At 69.2% G+C, this 16,318-nt stretch carries 16 protein-coding genes, 1 tRNA gene and 1 pseudogene; 13 read left to right on the plus strand and 5 right to left on the minus strand.

The window, feature by feature from the left end; all coding sequences use genetic code 11:
• The first annotated feature begins 37 nt into the window (after window positions 1–37).
• The 13 genes and pseudogenes from ruvB to H4F98_RS16965 all read left to right on the plus strand — a co-directional run bounded on the left by ruvB (window position 38) and on the right by H4F98_RS16965 (window position 11,284).
• Window positions 38–1,078: a Holliday junction branch migration DNA helicase RuvB gene (gene ruvB, locus H4F98_RS01150; protein WP_182684823.1), complete on the plus strand. Its 1,041-nt coding sequence runs from the start codon at window positions 38–40 to the stop codon at window positions 1,076–1,078.
• Window positions 1,079–1,147: 69 nt separating this feature from the next.
• Window positions 1,148–1,558, plus strand: coding sequence for a tol-pal system-associated acyl-CoA thioesterase (gene ybgC, locus H4F98_RS01155; RefSeq protein ID WP_182684824.1), 411 nt, complete (start codon window positions 1,148–1,150; stop codon window positions 1,556–1,558).
• A 43-nt stretch (window positions 1,559–1,601) separates the two neighbouring features.
• Complete coding sequence (gene tolQ, locus H4F98_RS01160; RefSeq protein ID WP_141517084.1) at window positions 1,602–2,384, plus strand: protein TolQ; 783 nt, start codon at window positions 1,602–1,604, stop codon at window positions 2,382–2,384.
• A 51-nt stretch (window positions 2,385–2,435) separates the two neighbouring features.
• Window positions 2,436–2,873 carry a protein TolR gene (gene tolR, locus H4F98_RS01165; protein WP_182684825.1) on the plus strand — a complete coding sequence of 146 codons (438 nt, stop codon included), beginning with the start codon at window positions 2,436–2,438 and terminating at the stop codon, window positions 2,871–2,873.
• Window positions 2,873–3,835: a cell envelope integrity protein TolA gene (gene tolA / locus H4F98_RS01170; RefSeq protein WP_182684826.1), complete on the plus strand. Its 963-nt coding sequence runs from the start codon at window positions 2,873–2,875 to the stop codon at window positions 3,833–3,835. The genes tolR and tolA overlap by 1 nt, the downstream gene beginning before the upstream one ends.
• Window positions 3,836–3,918: 83 nt before the next feature.
• The gene (tolB, locus tag H4F98_RS01175; protein ID WP_182684827.1) at window positions 3,919–5,235 is read left to right on the plus strand and encodes a Tol-Pal system beta propeller repeat protein TolB; all 1,317 of its coding nucleotides are present in this window, start codon (window positions 3,919–3,921) and stop codon (window positions 5,233–5,235) included.
• Window positions 5,236–5,397: 162 nt separating this feature from the next.
• On the plus strand, window positions 5,398–5,922 hold the full coding sequence (pal, locus tag H4F98_RS01180; protein WP_182684828.1) for a peptidoglycan-associated lipoprotein Pal: 525 nt from the start codon (window positions 5,398–5,400) through the stop codon (window positions 5,920–5,922).
• Window positions 5,923–5,936: 14 nt separating this feature from the next.
• A complete protein-coding gene (gene ybgF / locus H4F98_RS01185; RefSeq protein ID WP_182684902.1) occupies window positions 5,937–6,743 on the plus strand; it encodes a tol-pal system protein YbgF in 807 nt (268 codons plus the stop codon).
• A gap of 49 nt (window positions 6,744–6,792) precedes the next feature.
• Window positions 6,793–7,470, plus strand: a complete 678-nt coding sequence (queE, locus tag H4F98_RS01190; RefSeq protein ID WP_182684829.1) for a 7-carboxy-7-deazaguanine synthase QueE — start codon at window positions 6,793–6,795, stop codon at window positions 7,468–7,470.
• Window positions 7,471–7,529: 59 nt separating this feature from the next.
• Window positions 7,530–8,225: a 7-cyano-7-deazaguanine synthase QueC gene (queC, locus tag H4F98_RS01195; RefSeq protein ID WP_182684830.1), complete on the plus strand. Its 696-nt coding sequence runs from the start codon at window positions 7,530–7,532 to the stop codon at window positions 8,223–8,225.
• A 132-nt stretch (window positions 8,226–8,357) separates the two neighbouring features.
• Window positions 8,358–8,433: transfer RNA gene (locus H4F98_RS01200), tRNA-Lys, on the plus strand.
• 472 nt (window positions 8,434–8,905) lie between these two features.
• Window positions 8,906–10,050, plus strand: a pseudogene (locus H4F98_RS01205) (IS3 family transposase).
• 46 nt (window positions 10,051–10,096) lie between these two features.
• Window positions 10,097–11,284, plus strand: coding sequence for a prealbumin-like fold domain-containing protein (locus tag H4F98_RS16965; protein ID WP_182684831.1), 1,188 nt, complete (start codon window positions 10,097–10,099; stop codon window positions 11,282–11,284).
• An 87-nt stretch (window positions 11,285–11,371) separates the two neighbouring features.
• Here H4F98_RS16965 and H4F98_RS01215 read toward each other — a convergent pair whose 3' ends face one another.
• The 5 genes from H4F98_RS01215 to H4F98_RS01235 all read right to left on the minus strand — a co-directional run bounded on the left by H4F98_RS01215 (window position 11,372) and on the right by H4F98_RS01235 (window position 16,262).
• A complete protein-coding gene (locus H4F98_RS01215) occupies window positions 11,372–12,301 on the minus strand; it encodes a DUF4097 family beta strand repeat-containing protein (protein WP_182684832.1) in 930 nt (309 codons plus the stop codon).
• Between the two features lie 12 nt (window positions 12,302–12,313).
• Window positions 12,314–12,886 carry a hypothetical protein gene (locus tag H4F98_RS01220; protein ID WP_182684833.1) on the minus strand — a complete coding sequence of 191 codons (573 nt, stop codon included), beginning with the start codon at window positions 12,884–12,886 and terminating at the stop codon, window positions 12,314–12,316.
• The gene (locus tag H4F98_RS01225) at window positions 12,883–13,503 is read right to left on the minus strand and encodes an RNA polymerase sigma factor (protein ID WP_182684834.1); all 621 of its coding nucleotides are present in this window, start codon (window positions 13,501–13,503) and stop codon (window positions 12,883–12,885) included. The genes H4F98_RS01220 and H4F98_RS01225 overlap by 4 nt, the downstream gene beginning before the upstream one ends.
• 127 nt (window positions 13,504–13,630) lie before the next feature.
• Window positions 13,631–15,472, minus strand: a complete 1,842-nt coding sequence (recQ, locus tag H4F98_RS01230) for a DNA helicase RecQ (RefSeq protein ID WP_182684835.1) — start codon at window positions 15,470–15,472, stop codon at window positions 13,631–13,633.
• A 223-nt stretch (window positions 15,473–15,695) separates the two neighbouring features.
• Complete coding sequence (locus H4F98_RS01235; protein ID WP_182684836.1) at window positions 15,696–16,262, minus strand: Dps family protein; 567 nt, start codon at window positions 16,260–16,262, stop codon at window positions 15,696–15,698.
• Between the last annotated feature and the right edge of the window lie 56 nt (window positions 16,263–16,318).

Consider the following 16,318-nt stretch of genomic DNA (forward strand, 5'->3'; position numbering starts at 1 on the left):
CCGTGCCCGCCGCGCCCCCTCCCACGACCGCAGGCCCATGAACGACCGCATCATCGCCGCCGACGCCACGCGCGAGGACGACGCCCTGGAGGCGTCGATCCGCCCCAAGCGACTGGACGAATACCTGGGGCAGCAGCCCGTCCGCGAGCAGATGAACATCTACATCGAAGCCGCGAAGGGCCGGGGCGAAGCCCTCGACCACGTGCTGATCTTCGGGCCGCCCGGCCTGGGCAAGACCACCTTGAGCCACGTCATCGCCAACGAGCTGGGCGTCAACCTGCGCGTGACCTCGGGCCCGGTGATCGAGAAGGCCGGCGACCTGGCCGCGCTGTTGACCAACCTGCAGCCGCACGACGTGCTCTTCGTCGACGAGATCCACCGCCTCTCGCCCGTGGTGGAAGAAGTGCTGTACCCGGCGATGGAGGACTTCCAGATCGACATCATGATCGGCGAGGGCCCGGCCGCGCGCTCGATCAAGCTCGACCTGCCGCCCTTCACCCTGATCGGCGCCACGACCCGGGCCGGCTTGCTGACCGCGCCGCTGCGCGATCGATTCGGTATCGTCCAGCGCCTGGAGTTCTACAACGCCGAGGAACTGACCCGGATCGTGCGCCGCTCGGCGCAGATCCTCGGCATCGACTGCGTTGCCGAAGGCGCCGCGGAGATCGCGCGGCGCTCGCGCGGCACCCCGCGCATCGCCAACCGCCTGCTGCGGCGCGTCCGCGACTTCGCCCAGGTGCGCGCCGACGGCTCGATCAGCCGAGAGGTGGCCGACGCCGCGATGGCGATGCTGAAGGTCGATCCCCAGGGTTTCGACGAGCTCGACCGCCGCCTGCTGGTGACGATCATCGAGAACTTCGATGGCGGCCCGGTCGGTGTGGAGTCGCTGGCCGCTGCGCTGAGCGAGGAGCGGGGCACGCTCGAGGACGTCATCGAGCCCTACCTGATCCAGCAGGGCTACCTGGTACGCACCGCCCGCGGCCGCATGGCGACCCACAAGGCCTACCGCCACGTCGGCCTGAAGCCGACCGGGCGCGACGACGACCTGTTCGTCGAGGCCGGGCCGCCGGTGCCCTGAGCCCGCAGTTCCGGGGCCCGGGGCCGGCCTGGGTCACACTGGCGCACTCCCATTCACGCTCTTAAACCAATGTTCAGCCTACCGATCAGGATTTACTGGGAAGATACCGACGCGGGTGGCGTGGTCTACCACGCGAACTACGTGGCGTACCTCGAACGCGCCCGGACCGAGTGGATGCGCAGCCATGGCCATGGCCAGGATGCCTTGCGCACCCGCGAGGACCTTGTGTTCGCGGTGCGCGGGGTCGTGGTGGACTACCTCAAGCCGGCGCGACTGGACGACGCGCTCGAGGTGACCGCGGTGCTCCGGCAGGTCCGGCGCGCCAGCATGGTGTTCGCACAGGAGGTGCGCCGCGGCGACGAGGTGCTGGTGGTGGCGCAGGTGCGCATCGCGGCCCTCGATGCCGCCGGTTTCCGGCCCCGCGCGATCCCGCCGTCCCTGTACGACCAGCTCAAGTCACTCGAAACCCCTTCGCCCTGATCCGCCATCGAAACACGCCCTGCCGGGCACGGAGAACACACGCATGATCCCATTGTCGAGCACGCTGCTGGCCACCGCCGTGGAACCGCTGCCCGAGGAGGCCGCGCAGGCGGCCACGAGCGCCCTGAGCCAGGCCGCCAACGTGACCGAGGCGGGCGGCGACCTCAACGTGGTCAACCTGATCCTGCATGCCAGCCTGCCGGTGCAGGCGGTGATGCTGGTCCTGCTGTTCGCGTCCATCGCTTCGTGGGTGATCATCTTCCGCAAGAAGCGCGTGCTCGACCGCGCCGAGCGCGAGGCCGAGCAGTTCGAGGAGCGCTTCTGGTCGGGGACCGAGCTGACCAAGCTCTACGCCGGCGCCACCGAGCGCAGCCGCGCGATCGGCGGCATGGAGTCGATCTTCGAGGCCGGCTTCCGCGAGTTCGGGCGCCAGCGCCAGCGCCGCGGCATCGACAGCAAGACTCAGCTCGAAGGCGCGCAGCGCGGCATGCGCGTGGCCGCCTCGCGCGAGCTCGACGGCCTGGAACAGAACCTGGAGTTCCTCGCCAACGTCGGCTCGATCTCGCCCTACATCGGCCTGTTCGGCACGGTCTGGGGCATCATGATCTCGTTCCACGGCCTGGCCAACATGAAGGAGGCGACCATCGCCACCGTCGCGCCGGGCATCTCCGAGGCCCTGATCGCCACCGCGATGGGTCTGTTCGCCGCGATCCCGGCGGTCTGGGCCTACAACCGCTACGCGACCAAGGTCGAGCGCATCGGTGGCCGCTACGATGCGTTCGCCGACGAGTTCGCCTCGATCCTCGAGCGCCAGTCCCAGGACTGACCCCGCCCCCTGCCTTCGGGCGTTGGATCCCACGAACACGAGAGGAATGCCATGTCCGGCATCGCCGCGCGACGCAAGCGCAAACGCAAACTCAAGGCCGAAATCAACGTCGTGCCCTACATCGACGTGATGCTGGTGCTGCTGATCATCTTCATGGTCACCGCGCCGCTGCTGAACCTGGGCGTCGACATCGAGCTGCCCAAGTCCAACGCCAAGTCCATGCAGGAGAAGAAGGACCCGATCGTCGTCACCGTCGATCGCGACGGCCACTATTTCCTGGTGCTGGAACCGGGCAGCAACGAGGCGGTCACCCGCGAGGAACTGGTCGCGAAGATGAGCGCGATCGTGGCGCAGAACCCGGACGTGCCGGTCTTCGTCGCCGGTGACGGTTCGGCGAGCTACCAGACCGTCTACGACGCGATGAACCAGTTGCAGAACGCCGGCGTGGAGCGCGTGGGCCTGATGAGCGCACAGAGGGACGAGCGCTGATGCGGGAGAATCGCGCCGACACCACGTTGGCCGTGATCCTCGCGGTCGGCCTGCATGCCCTGCTGTTCCTGTTGATGGTCGCTGGCCTGTGGTGGCACCGCGACAACCAGCAGGTGCAGGCCATGGGCTCGCCGATCTCGGCCGAGCTGGTCGACGCGACCGCACTGTCCTCGGAAATGCAGCGCACGCTGGCCAACCGGCCCGACCCGGTCGAGCCCCTGCCCGAGCCGGTCGCCGAGCCGGCCGAGGAAGAGACCGCGCCGCCGCCGCAGCCGCTGCCCGAGCCGGTGCCCGAGGATGCGCCCAACCCGCCGCAGCCGGCGGCGCAGGACTTCATCCCCGAACCGGAGGACACCAACCAGGACGCGGTGACCGACCTGCCCACGCCCACGCCGGCGGAAGAGGACGAGAAGATCCAGGAGGCCAAGCGCCGCCAGGACCAGGTCGACCTGACCGAGCGCAAGCGCCAGGAAGAAGCCGAGCGCCGCCGTCGCCTGGCCGAGGAACAGGCGCAGAAGGACCGTGACGCCAAGCTGGCCGAGATCCGCCGCCAGCGCGAGGCCGCCGCGCGCGAGGCCCGGCTGGCCGAGGAGAAGCTCAAGCAGATTGCCGACGCCCAGGCCCGTACCGCGTCCAACAGCGCGGCGAGCGCGCCGGCGGGGCAGGGCGGTACCGACACCGGCCTGCTCGCGCAGTACCAGGCGGCATTGACCCAGGCGATCCTGTCCAAGTGGACCCGCCCGGAAACCGTGCCCCTGGGCGCGCGCTGCCGCCTGGTGATCCGCCAGTTGCCGGGCGGCAACGTGATGAGCGCGGAGGTGGGCTCGCCCTGCGCCTACGACGAGCAGGGCCGGCGCTCGATCGAGGCCGCCGTCCTGAAGGCGCAGCCGCTGCCCTACGCGGGCTTCGAGACCGTGTTCGCGCGCGAGGTCATCCTCAATTTCGAGGCGCGCGACCACTGACGCCCGCTTTGCGCCTGTTCATCTTTGAGACCGCCTTAACGCCGAAGCTGTTAACACTTCACAGGCCCACACTGGAAATGCCCATGAAACGATCCCTGCGCTGGTTCGCCGCGTTGCTCACGTTGCTGCTGCCCCTCGCCGCGTCCGCCCAGCAGAGCCTGGAGCTGGACATCGTGGGCGGCAATGCCGCGGCCCTCCCGATCGCGGTCGTGCCGATGCCCTACCAGGGCAGTGCCGCCGCGCCCGAAACCGACATCGCCTCGGTGGTCGCCGCCGACCTCAACCGTTCGGGCCAGTTCCGCAGCCTGCCCGACGCCAACATCGTCGAGCGGCCCAGCCGCGGCAGCGAGGTCAACTACCCGACCTGGCGCGCCCTCAACCAGGACTACCTGGTCGTCGGTCGCGTGGTCGACGCCGCGGGCGGCAGCTACCGGGTCGAGTACGAACTGTTCAACGTCGCCACCCAGGAGCGCCTGCTCGGTTTCGCCCTGACCGCCCGCGCCGGCGCCATGCGCGACGTCGCCCACCAGATCGCCGACGCCATCTACGAGAAGGTGCTGGGCGTGCGCGGGGCCTTCTTCACCCGCATCGCCTACGTCACCGCCACCGGCACCGGTCGCGACACCCAGTACGCGCTGATGGTCGCCGACTCCGACGGCTTCAACCCGCAGACCGTGGTGCGCTCCTCCGAGCCGCTGTTGTCGCTGTCCTGGAGCCCGGACGGCAACCGCCTGGCCTACGTCAGCTTCGAGGGCGGCAACTCCTCGATCTACATCCAGAACATCGGCAGCGGCAGCCGCGAGATGATCGCCAAGTTCCGCGGCATCAACGGCGCGCCGGCGTTCTCCCCGGACGGCAACCGCCTGGCCCTGACCCTGTCCAAGTCCGGCAACCCGGAGATCTACGTCATGGACCTGGGCAGCCGCGCCCTGACCCAGCTGACCAACCACTTCAGCATCGACACCGAGCCGACCTGGTCGGCCGATGGCCGCAGCATCTACTTCACCTCCGACCGGGGTGGCCGTCCGCAGATCTACCAGGTCCCGTCCAGCGGCGGCAGCGCGACGCGTGTCACCTTCCAGGGCAACTACAACGCCAGCCCCGACGTCTCCTACGACGGCAAGAAGCTCGTCACCGCGCAGGGCAGCGGCAACACCTACCGGATCGCCCTGAGCGACAGCAGCCTGGGCTCGCCGCGCTGGACGACCCTCTCCCCCGGGTCCCTGGACGAATCGCCGAGTTTTGCACCCAACGCCAGCATGATCCTTTATGCTGCGCGCGAAGGCCGTAAGGGGGTCTTGTACGCGGTGTCCGCCGACGCCCGGGTGCGCCAGCGCCTGGTCCTCGCCGACGGCGACGTGCGGGAGCCGGCCTGGGGACCCTACCGAGACAAACGTTGAAGCCTGCCGGCTATACCCGACGTGCACGGGGTCTGATGCATGAATAGAAGGAAGAGTTCGCCCGGCCGCGCCACCCGCCGGATCCAATACACGAAGTAGAACCGTTCAACTACGCAGTATCCATCGCGATCAACCTGTCCCACGCAACGACGAGGAACAACCATGAACAGCATCACCCCGGCCACCATTGGCAAGACCGTCCTCGCCGCCGTCCTCTGCACGGCGGCGGTGGCCTGCTCCAAGAAGGTCAAGGAAGAGCCGCCGGCGCAGGAGCCGACCACCCCGGCCACCACGCAGACCCCGAGCACCCCGGGCGCCTACACCCCCGAGGACCTGGATACCGACGCCTGCCTGCGCCAGCGCGTGGTCTACTTCGACCTGGACCAGGACAGCCTGCGTCCGGAGTTCCAGTCGATCGTCGCCTGCCACGCCAAGTACCTGCGTGACCGCCCGACCTCGCGCATGACCCTGGAAGGCAACGCCGACGAGCGCGGCAGCCGCGACTACAACGTCGGCCTCGGCGAGCGCCGCGGCAACGCCGTGTCCTCGGCCATCCAGGCCAATGGCGGTTCCGGCAGCCAGACGACCGTCGTCAGCTACGGCGAAGAGCGTCCGGTCTGCACCGACTCGACGGAAGACTGCTGGGCGAAGAACCGTCGCGTCGAGATCGTGTACACCGCGAAGTGATGCGGGCCGTGTCGATGCGTCATCTGTTCGCATGCACGGCACTCGCGGCGGCCCTCGTGGCCGCCGCACCCGCGCACGCGCAGCGCATGAGCCTGGCCGATCGCGTCGCGCTGCTCGAGCAGCGTGCCGCCGACAACCAGGCCAATGTCGACCTCCTCAACCAGGTCAGCCAGCTCAAGGCCGAGGTCCAGGCCCTGCGCTCGCAGGTCGAGGAGTTGAACCACCAGCTCAACCAGCAGCAGGAGAGCGGCAAGGCGCAGTACCTGGACCTCGACGGGCGGATCAATCGCCTGGAAGGGGGCGGGGCACCGCCAGTGGACGCGGGCGAGCCCGTTTCCAGCGCTCCCGGCACGCGGTCGCCGTCGCCGACGGCGGCCGTCACCGAGACACCGCCCTCGGTATACGGCGACCCGGGCCGGATCGCCCAGACCGCCGACGAGCGCCAGGCCTACGACCTCGCCTTCGACGCACTCAAGGCCGGCGAGTACGCACAGTCCGCCAACCTGTTCCAGGATTTCCTCGCCCGTTTCCCGGCCGGCGCGTATGCGCCCAATGCCCTCTACTGGCTCGGCGAGAGCTACTACGTCACCCAGAACTACCCATTGGCCATGGGCCAGTTCCAGGCGCTCCTGGATCGCTACCCCACGCACGACAAGGCGCCCGGCGCGCTGCTGAAGGTGGGTTTGTCGCAATATGGCCTCGACCAGCTCGAGGCGGCCGAACGCACCCTGGCCGAGGTGACCGAGCGCTATCCGGGCACCGACGCCGCGCGGACCGCCTCCGACCGGCTCAACGCCATCCAGCTGAACCGCCTGCGCTGAGGCGGGCCACGGGCGCGCGGTCCCGCGCAGGGTCCGCTAGAATCCCCGCATGAATGCCGTCAACGCCGATGCGGCTGCCGTGTCGCCGGACCGGCTGCGCATCACCGAAATCTTCCTGTCCCTGCAAGGCGAGTCGCGCAGCATCGGCTGGCCGACGGTCTTCGTCCGCCTCACCGGCTGCCCCCTGCGTTGCCAGTACTGCGACACCGCCTACGCCTTCCACGGTGGTGAGTGGTGGGACACCGACGCGATTCTTGCCGAAGTCGCGCGCCTGGGCGCCCGCCACGTCTGCGTGACCGGGGGCGAGCCGCTGGCGCAGAAGCGCTGCATCGGCCTGCTCGAGCGGCTGTGCGACGCCGGCCTGGAGGTCTCGCTGGAAACCTCCGGGGCCATCGACATCGCCGCGGTCGATCCGCGCGTGTCCAGGGTGCTCGACATCAAGACGCCCGGCTCGGCCGAAGCGCATCGCAACCTGTGGTCCAACCTGCCGCTGCTGACCGCGCACGACCAGGTCAAGTTCGTGGTCTGTTCCCGCGAGGACTACGAGTGGGCCCGCGACGTGGTCGCCGAACACGGCCTGGTGGACACCTGCGACGTGCTGTTCTCGCCCAGCTTCACCCAGATCAAGCCCCGCGACCTGGCCGACTGGATCGTCGAAGACCGCCTGCCGGTGCGCTTCCAGCTGCAACTGCACAAGATCCTCTGGGACGACGCCCCCGGCCGTTGACCCGGCTGGCGGGCAACGCCGCTTCTCCCACTCCCCATTCCCGAACACCCATCCCCGCCATGAAAAAAGCCGTCGTCCTCGTCTCCGGAGGCATGGACTCCGCCGTCGTCATCGCCATCGCGCGCGAGCAGGGCTATGCCGTGCATGCGCTGAGCGTCCGCTATGGCCAACGGCACACCTCCGAGCTCGATGCCGCCGAGCGGGTCGCGCGCGACCTGGGCGCGGTCGCGCACAAGACCGTCAGCGTGGACCTGCGCAGCATCGGTGGCTCGGCGCTGACCGACGACATCGAGGTGCCGACCGACGCCGACGGCCACCCGGTCGGCGACGCGGCCCCCGAGGGCCACATCCCCGTGACCTACGTCCCGGCGCGCAACACCATCATGCTGTCGATGGCGCTGGGCTGGGCCGAGGTGATCGGCGCCGCCGACATCTTCTGCGGCGTCAATGCGGTCGACTACTCGGGCTATCCCGACTGCCGACCGGCCTTCATCGAGGCCTTCCAGGCCCTGGCCAACCTGGCGACGAAGGCGGGCGTGGAAGGCGCCGGACTGCAGGTGCACGCCCCGTTGCAGCACATGAGCAAGGCCGACATCGTGCGCGAGGGCCTGCGCCTGGGCGTCGACTTCTCGACCACGGTCTCGTGCTACCAGGCCGACGCCGATGGCCGCGCCTGCGGTCACTGCGACGCCTGCCGCCTGCGCGCGGAGGGCTTCGCCGCCGCGGACGCGGTCGACACCACCCGCTACTCCTGAGCCGTGCGCCGGGCCGGGCGCGGCGTGGGAGGCCCTATCCCACTCCGGGCGGCCTTGCGCTAGAATGCACGCCCCCGATGCAATGTCGGGCGAAGGCCACGGCGGCCCCACGCCGCGGCTTCCGGTTTCCCCGGGTCGTTAGCTCAGTCGGTAGAGCATCGGACTTTTAATCCGCTGGTCGTTGGTTCGAATCCAACACGACCCACCATCGAACGCTTGAGCAGACTGTCGAGCGGCGCACGGCTCATTCGGAGCGCCCTTCAGTCACACTGAACACGTAGGAAGGCAGACCGGCCGTGCGAATGACGCGCCCGGTCACCGTAATGCGGACGGGTGCCGTTCCCGGCGCAAGCGTACTGGCCAATGCACTCGAAAGCTCTGGATCATCGCCCTCAATGTCAAGGGCACGGCCTGGGCACGCAGGGTCCGAGAGCGTACTGCCATGTCGAGACATCCTGGCCGTGCCTGAGAGGGTCAGGGGCAAGCCCTCAAACCGGTCCGGAGCGCGCGCGACATCGCAGAGGGATTGCGTTGGCTGCATGTTCGAGCAAGCGGCAACCATCGCAAGCATGATCAGTGAATACGCTCTCATGACGGGTGAGCGTCCACTCAAGCCGTGAATCGCCCCGGGTTCACTAGACATCTCCAAGCCGTACATTACGGCAATCACGGAGGTGTGTATGAGTGGCAAGCGGTATACGGAAGAGTTCAAGGCCGAAGCGGCCCGACAGGTCATTGACCACGGGCGTCCCGCCCGGGAAGTGGCGGACCGGCTCGGGGTGAGCGTGCACTCGATGTACGAATGGGTGCGCATGCATCGCAAGGCACCGCAGGAACGTCACGACGACGCCGCGCTGGCGGTCGAGAACCGGCGACTGCAGGCGGAACTGCGACGGGTCACCGAGGAGCGCGACATCCTGAAAAAGGCCGCGGCGCACTTTGCCAAGGGATAAGGGCGAAGTACGCGTTCATGCAGGCACACCTGGATCAGTTCCGCGTCATCAGCATGAGTCGGGTGCTGGGGGTGCAACGCAGCGGGTTCTATGCCTGGCTGCGCCGGCCCCACAGCGATCGCCATCGCGAGGACCAGCGCCTGCTGGGCCTGGTCAAGCAGGCGTGGCTGGAGAGCGGCACGGTCTACGGCTACCGCAAGATCACCGACGACCTTCGGGACCTGGGCGAGCGCTGCGGCAAGCATCGCGTGGCGCGGCTGATGAAGGGCGAAGGCCTGCGGGCGCAGGTCGGCTATGGCCGGCGACCGCGTCCGCGTGGCGGACAGGTCTCGACGGTGGCGCCGAACCGGTTGGATCGCCGGTTCGACGTGCCCGCCCCGAACACGCACTGGGTCACCGACATCACCTACATCCGCACACACGAGGGCTGGCTGTACCTGGCGGTGGTCCTGGACCTGTACTCGCGACAAGTCGTGGGCTGGGCGATGCAGGCTCGGATGCAGGCCAACCTGGTGCTGCAGGCTTAGTTGTCGGCGGTGTGGCGACGCAAGCCGGCTCCGGGACTGATGCTGCACTCGGGCCAAGGCAGTCAGTTCACGGGGGCCGAGTGGCAGGCGTTCCTGAAGGCCCATGGCCTTGTCTGCAGCATGAGCCGGCGCGGCAACTGCCATGACAACGCAGTGGCCGAGAGCTTCTTCCAGTTGCTTAAGCGCGAGCGGATCAAGCGCAAGATCTATCTGACCTGGACCGCGGCGCGCAGCGACGTGTTCGACTACATCGAGATGTTCTACAACCCCAAGCGCCGACACGGCTCCAATGGAGGCGTCTCTCCGGTAGAGTTCGAACGGCAAGCGGGACTTTCAGGCTCGTAGGTGTCTATGAAACCCGGGGCGATTCACCACCTCGGCCAACGCCACGGTGCTCGGCTTCGGCATCACCCAGGCCGGCACCAGCGACGATGCGTACGTCAACGGCGTGTTCAACACGACCAGTTTCTGGAGCGACCCGTACGGCGGCGCCGTCGCTGGCGGCACGTCGCTTTCGTTCTCGGTGCCGCCGACGCTGACCGCCATCAACTACACGTTCACCTTCAGCGAGCCGGTCAACAATCCGGTGCTGCATGTCGACCGCCTGGGCGGCATCAACGGCGGCGTCTCCAACTCGTCCCTGTGGACGCTGGCCTCTTCCACCTCGCAAGGCGGCGCGGTAAGCATGACCCGGCTCAGCGGCAACACACCGTTCGTGGTCAACGCCACCACGTTCCGCCGGACGGTCAACGTAAGCATCGCCGTCACCCAGCCCGAGTGCGAGAACTCGTCGGTGGGGACCGGCTGTGGCTCCATCCAGTTCAACGGTACCGGCATCACCAGCCTGACCTTCAGCGTCGCCATGATCGGGTCGGCCGGTCTGGGCGATGGCGTCGAGTTCCGCTGGAGCACGACCGGTTCCAGCGTCGTCGTGCGCAAGCAGTCCAGCAACGGCACCGGCAGCTTCAACTTCAGCCGCGGTGGCGCACTGGGCACCGGCACGTTCGCGCTCAATACCGCCACCAGCAATCCCGCGGTGTCGGCGACCTTCCCGGTCAGCAACCACTCCCAGGCCATCACGATCACTGAAACCCTCGTGCCGGCGGCCTTCACCCTGACCGGCGCGAGCTGCGTGGACCAGACGGGCGCGACGGTGAACGCCACGCGGACGGGAGGTGCGCTGAGCATCCCCGCGGCCAACTACGGCGCGAACCAGACCATCACCTGCACGTTCAACAACAGCTTCAACGCGGAACTGGCGGTGACCAAGACCAACACGCCGACGCAGGGCGCGAACGACCAGGCGGGCGACCGCGTGGTCTCGGGCGCGGCGACGACCTACGCGATCGTGGTGCGCAACAACGGCCCGGGGGCCGCGTCGGGTGCGATCCTGCGCGAACCCGTCCCGACCGGCGTGAGCTGCAGTTCGGCGACCTGCGGTTCGGCCACCGGCGGCGCCGTGTGCCCCCCTGCCGGCTCGGTCACCGTCGCGGCGCTGCAGTCCGCGGCAGGCGTCTCATTGCCGACCCTGCCCGCGAACGGCTCGCTGACCTTCACGCTGCAGTGCGCGGTGCCCTGACGGCCCGGGCACCGAGATGCCCGGCCGCAGTGGCCCGGACATGCCCGCGCCGCCGGCGAGCGCCGGCGGCCGGGTCGATGCGGCGGTTCAGTAGTCGAACTGCAGGGTGACGTCGCCGGAGAAGCTTTCCAGGTTGATGTCGGCGTCGCCACCGCCATAGCGATGGGTGAAGCTGGCGCCAGGACCGTGCCTGGGGCGCTCGATGTTCGCGTCCGGGGCGCTCAGGTCGCCGCTGAAGCTGGAGGCCTTGACCGTCGCCGACAGGCTGCGCGGGAAATGCAGGTCGACGTCGCCGCTGACCGATTCGATGTCGATGCGGGCGTTGGGGGCCAGCGCGGTGCGCAGGTCGAAATCGCCGGATACGGTCTCGCCGGAGAACCGGCGAAGCTGGCTGTCGATCACGCGGACCTCGACCTCGCCCGAGACACTGTCGATGGCCACCTCGCCGTCGAGCCGGCCGGAGAGACGGATGTCGCCCGAGACGCTGTCGATGGACACGTTGCGGCTGTTGACGGTGAGCTTCAGGTCGCCGCTGACGCTGTCCACGCTCAGTTCGCCCGGTGCGCCGGCCACCGTGGCGTCGCCGCTGACGGTGTCGATGGAGAGCGAATCGGGGGCGACACCGGCGACGTCGATGTCCGCCGAGACCGAGTCGATCTCCAGGTTGGCGCGCAAGGGCACCATCACGACCAGGTCGCTGGGCTCGCTCTTGTCGCTGCTGGTGAAGAAGCCCAGGCCGCTGCCGCGGTTGGGGTACTTCACTTCTATGTCGAGGTGGCGCTTGTCGCCGGTGATCTCCAGCTTCTCGACGCCCTTGCCGAGCGTGCCGGTGATCTGGACCTCGGCGCGGTCCCAGGCGCGCACTTCGATGCGCCCCTTGAGGTTGTCGATGTCCACGCTGCCGCGCGGGTCGAGCGGACGGGTCTCGTTGATGGGCGTACCGGCGAGGGCGGGCAGCGCCGCCACGAAGAGGGCGGAGGCCAGCACGGGTGAGGCAATGGATTGGAATCGGGTCATGGCGGGCTCCGGTCAGGTATTGAGCATGCGCTGGCTCAGCGCGAGGCGTTGGGCGTAGGTGCGACGCAACTGGTCGAGCAGCAGGCGCGAATCGGGTTGCTGGGCGAGGGCGTCGAGGATCATGTCGGCATTGCGGTCCAGGTCGTTGATCGCCGGTTGCAGGCTCGGGTCGCCCGGCACGGCGCCCAGGGCGTTGAACGCGGCCTGGTATTGCCGGGTCAGCCCCGCGACTTCGCGCTGGTAGGCCCAGGCGGGGTCGGCGGCCGGGGGCGCCTGCGTGGCCGGCGCGCCGGTCGTCGCGACACCGGCCCCGGCCGGCGCATCGCCGGCGGGAGGCAGGTACCAGCCCAGCGTCGTGGCCACCAGCAGCAGGCTGGCCGCGAGGGCGAGAGGGGCCAGCCAGCGGCGCCGCGAGCGCGCGGTGGGTGGCGTCGTCGTCGCGGTGCGCGGCGTCAGGCGACCGGCGATGCCGGGCCACAGGTCGTGCGAGGGAGCCGCGTCGGTGCGCAGCCCGCGAAGCTGCCAGCGCAGGTCATCGGGCAGCGGGGCATCGGGCGTGTGATCGGTATCGGTTTCGTGTGTCATGGGATGTCTCCGGACCAGGCGGCCTCGCCGAGCCGTTCGCGCAACAGATGGCGCGCGCGATGCAGTTGCGCCTTGGAACTGCCGACCGCCATGCCCAGCTCGGCGGCGATTTCCTCGTGCTTCCAGCCTTCCACGTCGTACAGCACCAGGACGGCGCGGGCACGCGGCGGCAGGCTGGCGACCGCGCGCTCCAGGTCCATGGAAAGCGCGGTGGTATGGCCGGCCGAGTCGGCCTGGCCGAGCAGGTCGAAGGCATCGTCGTCGCCCTCGTGCTGCGGCCGGCTGCGCTGGCTGCGCATGTCCATGAGCGCGGTGTTGACCGCCAGCCGGTGCAGCCAGGTCGAGAACGCCGCCTCGAACCGGAAAGCCGGCAGCGCCTGCCAGGCCCGGACGAAGGCCTCCTGGGTGAGGTCTTCCGCGCGGGTGCCGTGATGCCCGACCAGGCGGCCGATCACGCCGTGGACGCGGCCTGAATGGCGCCGGTACAAGGCCTCGAAGGCCACGACGTCGCCCTCGACCGCGGCGCGGACCAGGCTCGCTTCGACGTCGGCGCCGGCCGCAGCGTCGGCGGGGGCGTCTTCGGCGAGGGGCGGGAGTTCGGCCACGGCGTTCAGCATAACCACTCTGATGCCGGTTGCCCGCCGGGGGTTTAAGCCGGGCCCGTCACGTTTCCGGAGAGCCGGTGCCGCACCGGCGATCCGATGCGTTGGACGGGGCCGGCGTCCGCCGGCTTGCCCGCCCGCGTCATTCCAGGCGGGCCAGGTGGTCGAGCAGGTCCCCGGCGTAGCGTTCGAGCTTGCGGGCGCCGATCCCGGGGATCTCCGCCAGCGCGCCTTCGTTGCCCGGCGCGGCCTCGGCGATCGCGCGCAGGGTACTGTCGTGGAAAATCACGTAGGCGGGCACGTTCTGCTCCTTGGCGACCGCGGCGCGCCATTCGCGCAGGGCGTGGAAGCGGCCCAGCGCCTCGGCATCGAGGTCGGCCTCGATCATCGAGGAGCGGTGGGTGCGCCCGCGGCGGCGCGGTTCGGGCTCGTGCCGGAAGGACAGGCGGCGCTCGCCGCGCAGGACGGCGCCGCTGGACGCGGTCAGCCGCAGTGCGTTGTAGCGCTCGGCATCGGCTTCCAGCAGTCCGGCGGCGACCAGCTGGCGGAATACGCCGCGCCATTGCCGCGCGTCGAGGTCGCGCCCGATCGCCCAGGTGCTGAGGGCGTCGTGGCCGAACTGCTGGACCTTGTCGGTGTCCTTGCCGACGAGGATGTCGATCAGGTGGCCGGCGCCGAAGCGCTGGCCGCTGCGGTAGACGCAGGAGAGCGCCTTGCGCGCGGCCTCGGTGCCGTCCCAGGTCTCGGGTGGCTCCAGGCAGTTGTCGCAGTTGCCGCAGCCGCCGCCGTGGGCGCCGGCATAGTCCTCGCCGAACCAGCCGAGCAGGGCCTGGCGCCGGCAGCCGGTCGATTCGCAATAGCCGAGGAGGGCGTCGAGTTTGTTGCGCTCCAGGTGCTTGCGCTCGTCGCTGGCTTCGCCGCGGTCGATGAGCGCGCGCAGGTTGACCACGTCGCCCAGACCGTAGCTCAACCAGGCCTCGGCCGGCCCCCCGTCGCGGCCGGCACGGCCGGTTTCCTGGTAATAGCCTTCCACCGACTTGGGCAGGTCGACGTGGGCGACGAAGCGAACGTCCGGCTTGTCGATGCCCATGCCGAAGGCGATCGTCGCGACCATCACCACGCCGTCGGCCTGGAGGAAATGGCGCTGGTTGGCGGCACGCGTCTCGGCCGGCAGGCCCGCGTGGTAGGGCAGGGCGTGCACCCCGGCTTCGACCAGCTGTTCGGCGATGGCTTCCACCCGCCTGCGCGAGAACGCGTACACGATGCCGCTCTCGCCCTCGTGCCCGCGCAGGAAGTCCAGCAGCTGGCGGCTGCCGGCGCCATCCTTGTGCACGACCCGGTAGCGGATGTTGGGACGGTCGAACGAACTGACGAACTGCCGGGCATCTTCCAGCGCCAGGCGCTCGACGATCTCGCGCCGCGTGGGCGCGTCCGCGGTGGCGGTGAGGGCGATGCGCGGGACGTCCGGCCAGCGCTCGTGCAGGACGGTCAGCTGGCGGTACTCGGGCCGGAAGTCGTGGCCCCATTGCGAGACGCAGTGGGCCTCGTCGATCGCGAACAGGGCGACCTGGCCGCGTTCGTGCGCGCGCCCCACCAGGTCCAGCATGCGCCCGCCGAGCAAACGCTCGGGGGCCACGTAGAGCAGGTCCAGGTCGCCGTCCAGCCACTGTCGCTCGATCCCGGCAGCGGCCTGGGCATCGAGCGAAGAGTTCAGGCTGGCCGCGCGAACGCCCAGCTGGCGCAGGCCCTCGACCTGGTCCTGCATGAGCGCGATCAGGGGAGAGACGACGATCGCGCAACCATCGCGCAGCATCGCCGGCAACTGGTAGCACAGCGATTTGCCGCCGCCGGTGGGCATCAGGACCAGGGCATCGCCGCCCTCGGCGACCCGCTCGACGATGGCCGCCTGCTCGCCCCGGAAGGCCGGGTGGCCGAAGGTGTCGCGGAGGAGGTCGAGGGCGTGGTCGAGGGTGTCGCGGGGCATCCGCCTAGGGTACCAAGGGAGGCGAGGGCGGAGGGGGGTGGATCAGGGGAGGGGTCTGGAAAAATGGGGTCAGAGTCATTTTTCCGTCGGTCCAGGTCGCTTCACCTTGCAGCCTGCAGGAAAAATGACTCTGACCCCATTTCTTGGGATCGGGAGCGCATTGTGCAGTGCGCGGGCTTCGCAAAGCGAAGCCCGCGGTCGCCAGACGCGCAGCGTTGCGACTTCACTGCAGCAGCGAGCGCAGCATCCAGGCGGTCTTCTCGTGGACCTGCAGGCGCTGGGTCATCAGGTCGACGGTGGGGTCGTCGCCGGCGCTTTCGGCGGTCTTGAGGGTCTTGCGTGCAGTGCGGCAGACGGCTTCGTTGCCGACGGTGAGCTGGCGCACCATCTCCTTCCAGTCGGCGGCGTCGGTCAGTCCCGGTTCCTCGGGGATCGAGGACAGGCGGGTGAACTCGGCGTAGGAGCCCGGCGCATTGAAGCCCAGGGCGCGGATGCGCTCGGCGACCTCGTCCAGCGCGGTCCACTGCTCGGTGTACTGCCCCTCGAACATCACGTGCAGGGCGTTGAACATCGGGCCGGTGACGTTCCAGTGGAAGTTGTGGGTCTTGAGGTACAGCGTGTAGGCGTCGGCGAGGAAATGCGACAGGCCGTCGGAGACCTTCTTGCGGTCGCTGGCCGAGATGCCGATGTCGATGGCCGGCGCGCTGGAGCCGGGTGCCGGGGATGCGGCCGGCTTGGGGGCCTTGCTCGCGGCCTTCTTGGCCGGCTTCGAGGTCTTGGACTTGGCCATGCGGTTTCTCCTTTGCAAGGGGTTGGGGCGACAATGGCCGCCCCGGTTCGCCATGT

Source organism: Marilutibacter spongiae (assembly GCF_014145325.1).
GTDB classification, from domain to species: Bacteria; Pseudomonadota; Gammaproteobacteria; order Xanthomonadales; family Xanthomonadaceae; genus Marilutibacter; species Marilutibacter spongiae.

Bases quoted from the DNA above. Each gene is read 5' to 3' on its own strand.
- H4F98_RS01220 (WP_182684833.1), bottom strand. From the start codon at position 12,886: ATGACACACGAAACCGATACCGATCACACGCCCGATGCCCCGCTGCCC.
- H4F98_RS01225 (WP_182684834.1), bottom strand. From the start codon at position 13,503: ATGCTGAACGCCGTGGCCGAACTCCCGCCCCTCGCCGAAGACGCCCCC.
- H4F98_RS01235 (WP_182684836.1), bottom strand. From the start codon at position 16,262: ATGGCCAAGTCCAAGACCTCGAAGCCGGCCAAGAAGGCCGCGAGCAAG.
- ruvB (WP_182684823.1), top strand. From the start codon at position 38: ATGAACGACCGCATCATCGCCGCCGACGCCACGCGCGAGGACGACGCC.
- tolB (WP_182684827.1), top strand. From the start codon at position 3,919: ATGAAACGATCCCTGCGCTGGTTCGCCGCGTTGCTCACGTTGCTGCTG.
- tolR (WP_182684825.1), top strand. From the start codon at position 2,436: ATGTCCGGCATCGCCGCGCGACGCAAGCGCAAACGCAAACTCAAGGCC.
- tolA (WP_182684826.1), top strand. From the start codon at position 2,873: ATGCGGGAGAATCGCGCCGACACCACGTTGGCCGTGATCCTCGCGGTC.
- ybgF (WP_182684902.1), top strand. From the start codon at position 5,937: ATGCGTCATCTGTTCGCATGCACGGCACTCGCGGCGGCCCTCGTGGCC.
- recQ (WP_182684835.1), bottom strand. From the start codon at position 15,472: ATGCCCCGCGACACCCTCGACCACGCCCTCGACCTCCTCCGCGACACC.
- queE (WP_182684829.1), top strand. From the start codon at position 6,793: ATGAATGCCGTCAACGCCGATGCGGCTGCCGTGTCGCCGGACCGGCTG.
- pal (WP_182684828.1), top strand. From the start codon at position 5,398: ATGAACAGCATCACCCCGGCCACCATTGGCAAGACCGTCCTCGCCGCC.
- queC (WP_182684830.1), top strand. From the start codon at position 7,530: ATGAAAAAAGCCGTCGTCCTCGTCTCCGGAGGCATGGACTCCGCCGTC.
- ybgC (WP_182684824.1), top strand. From the start codon at position 1,148: ATGTTCAGCCTACCGATCAGGATTTACTGGGAAGATACCGACGCGGGT.
- tolQ (WP_141517084.1), top strand. From the start codon at position 1,602: ATGATCCCATTGTCGAGCACGCTGCTGGCCACCGCCGTGGAACCGCTG.
- H4F98_RS01215 (WP_182684832.1), bottom strand. From the start codon at position 12,301: ATGACCCGATTCCAATCCATTGCCTCACCCGTGCTGGCCTCCGCCCTC.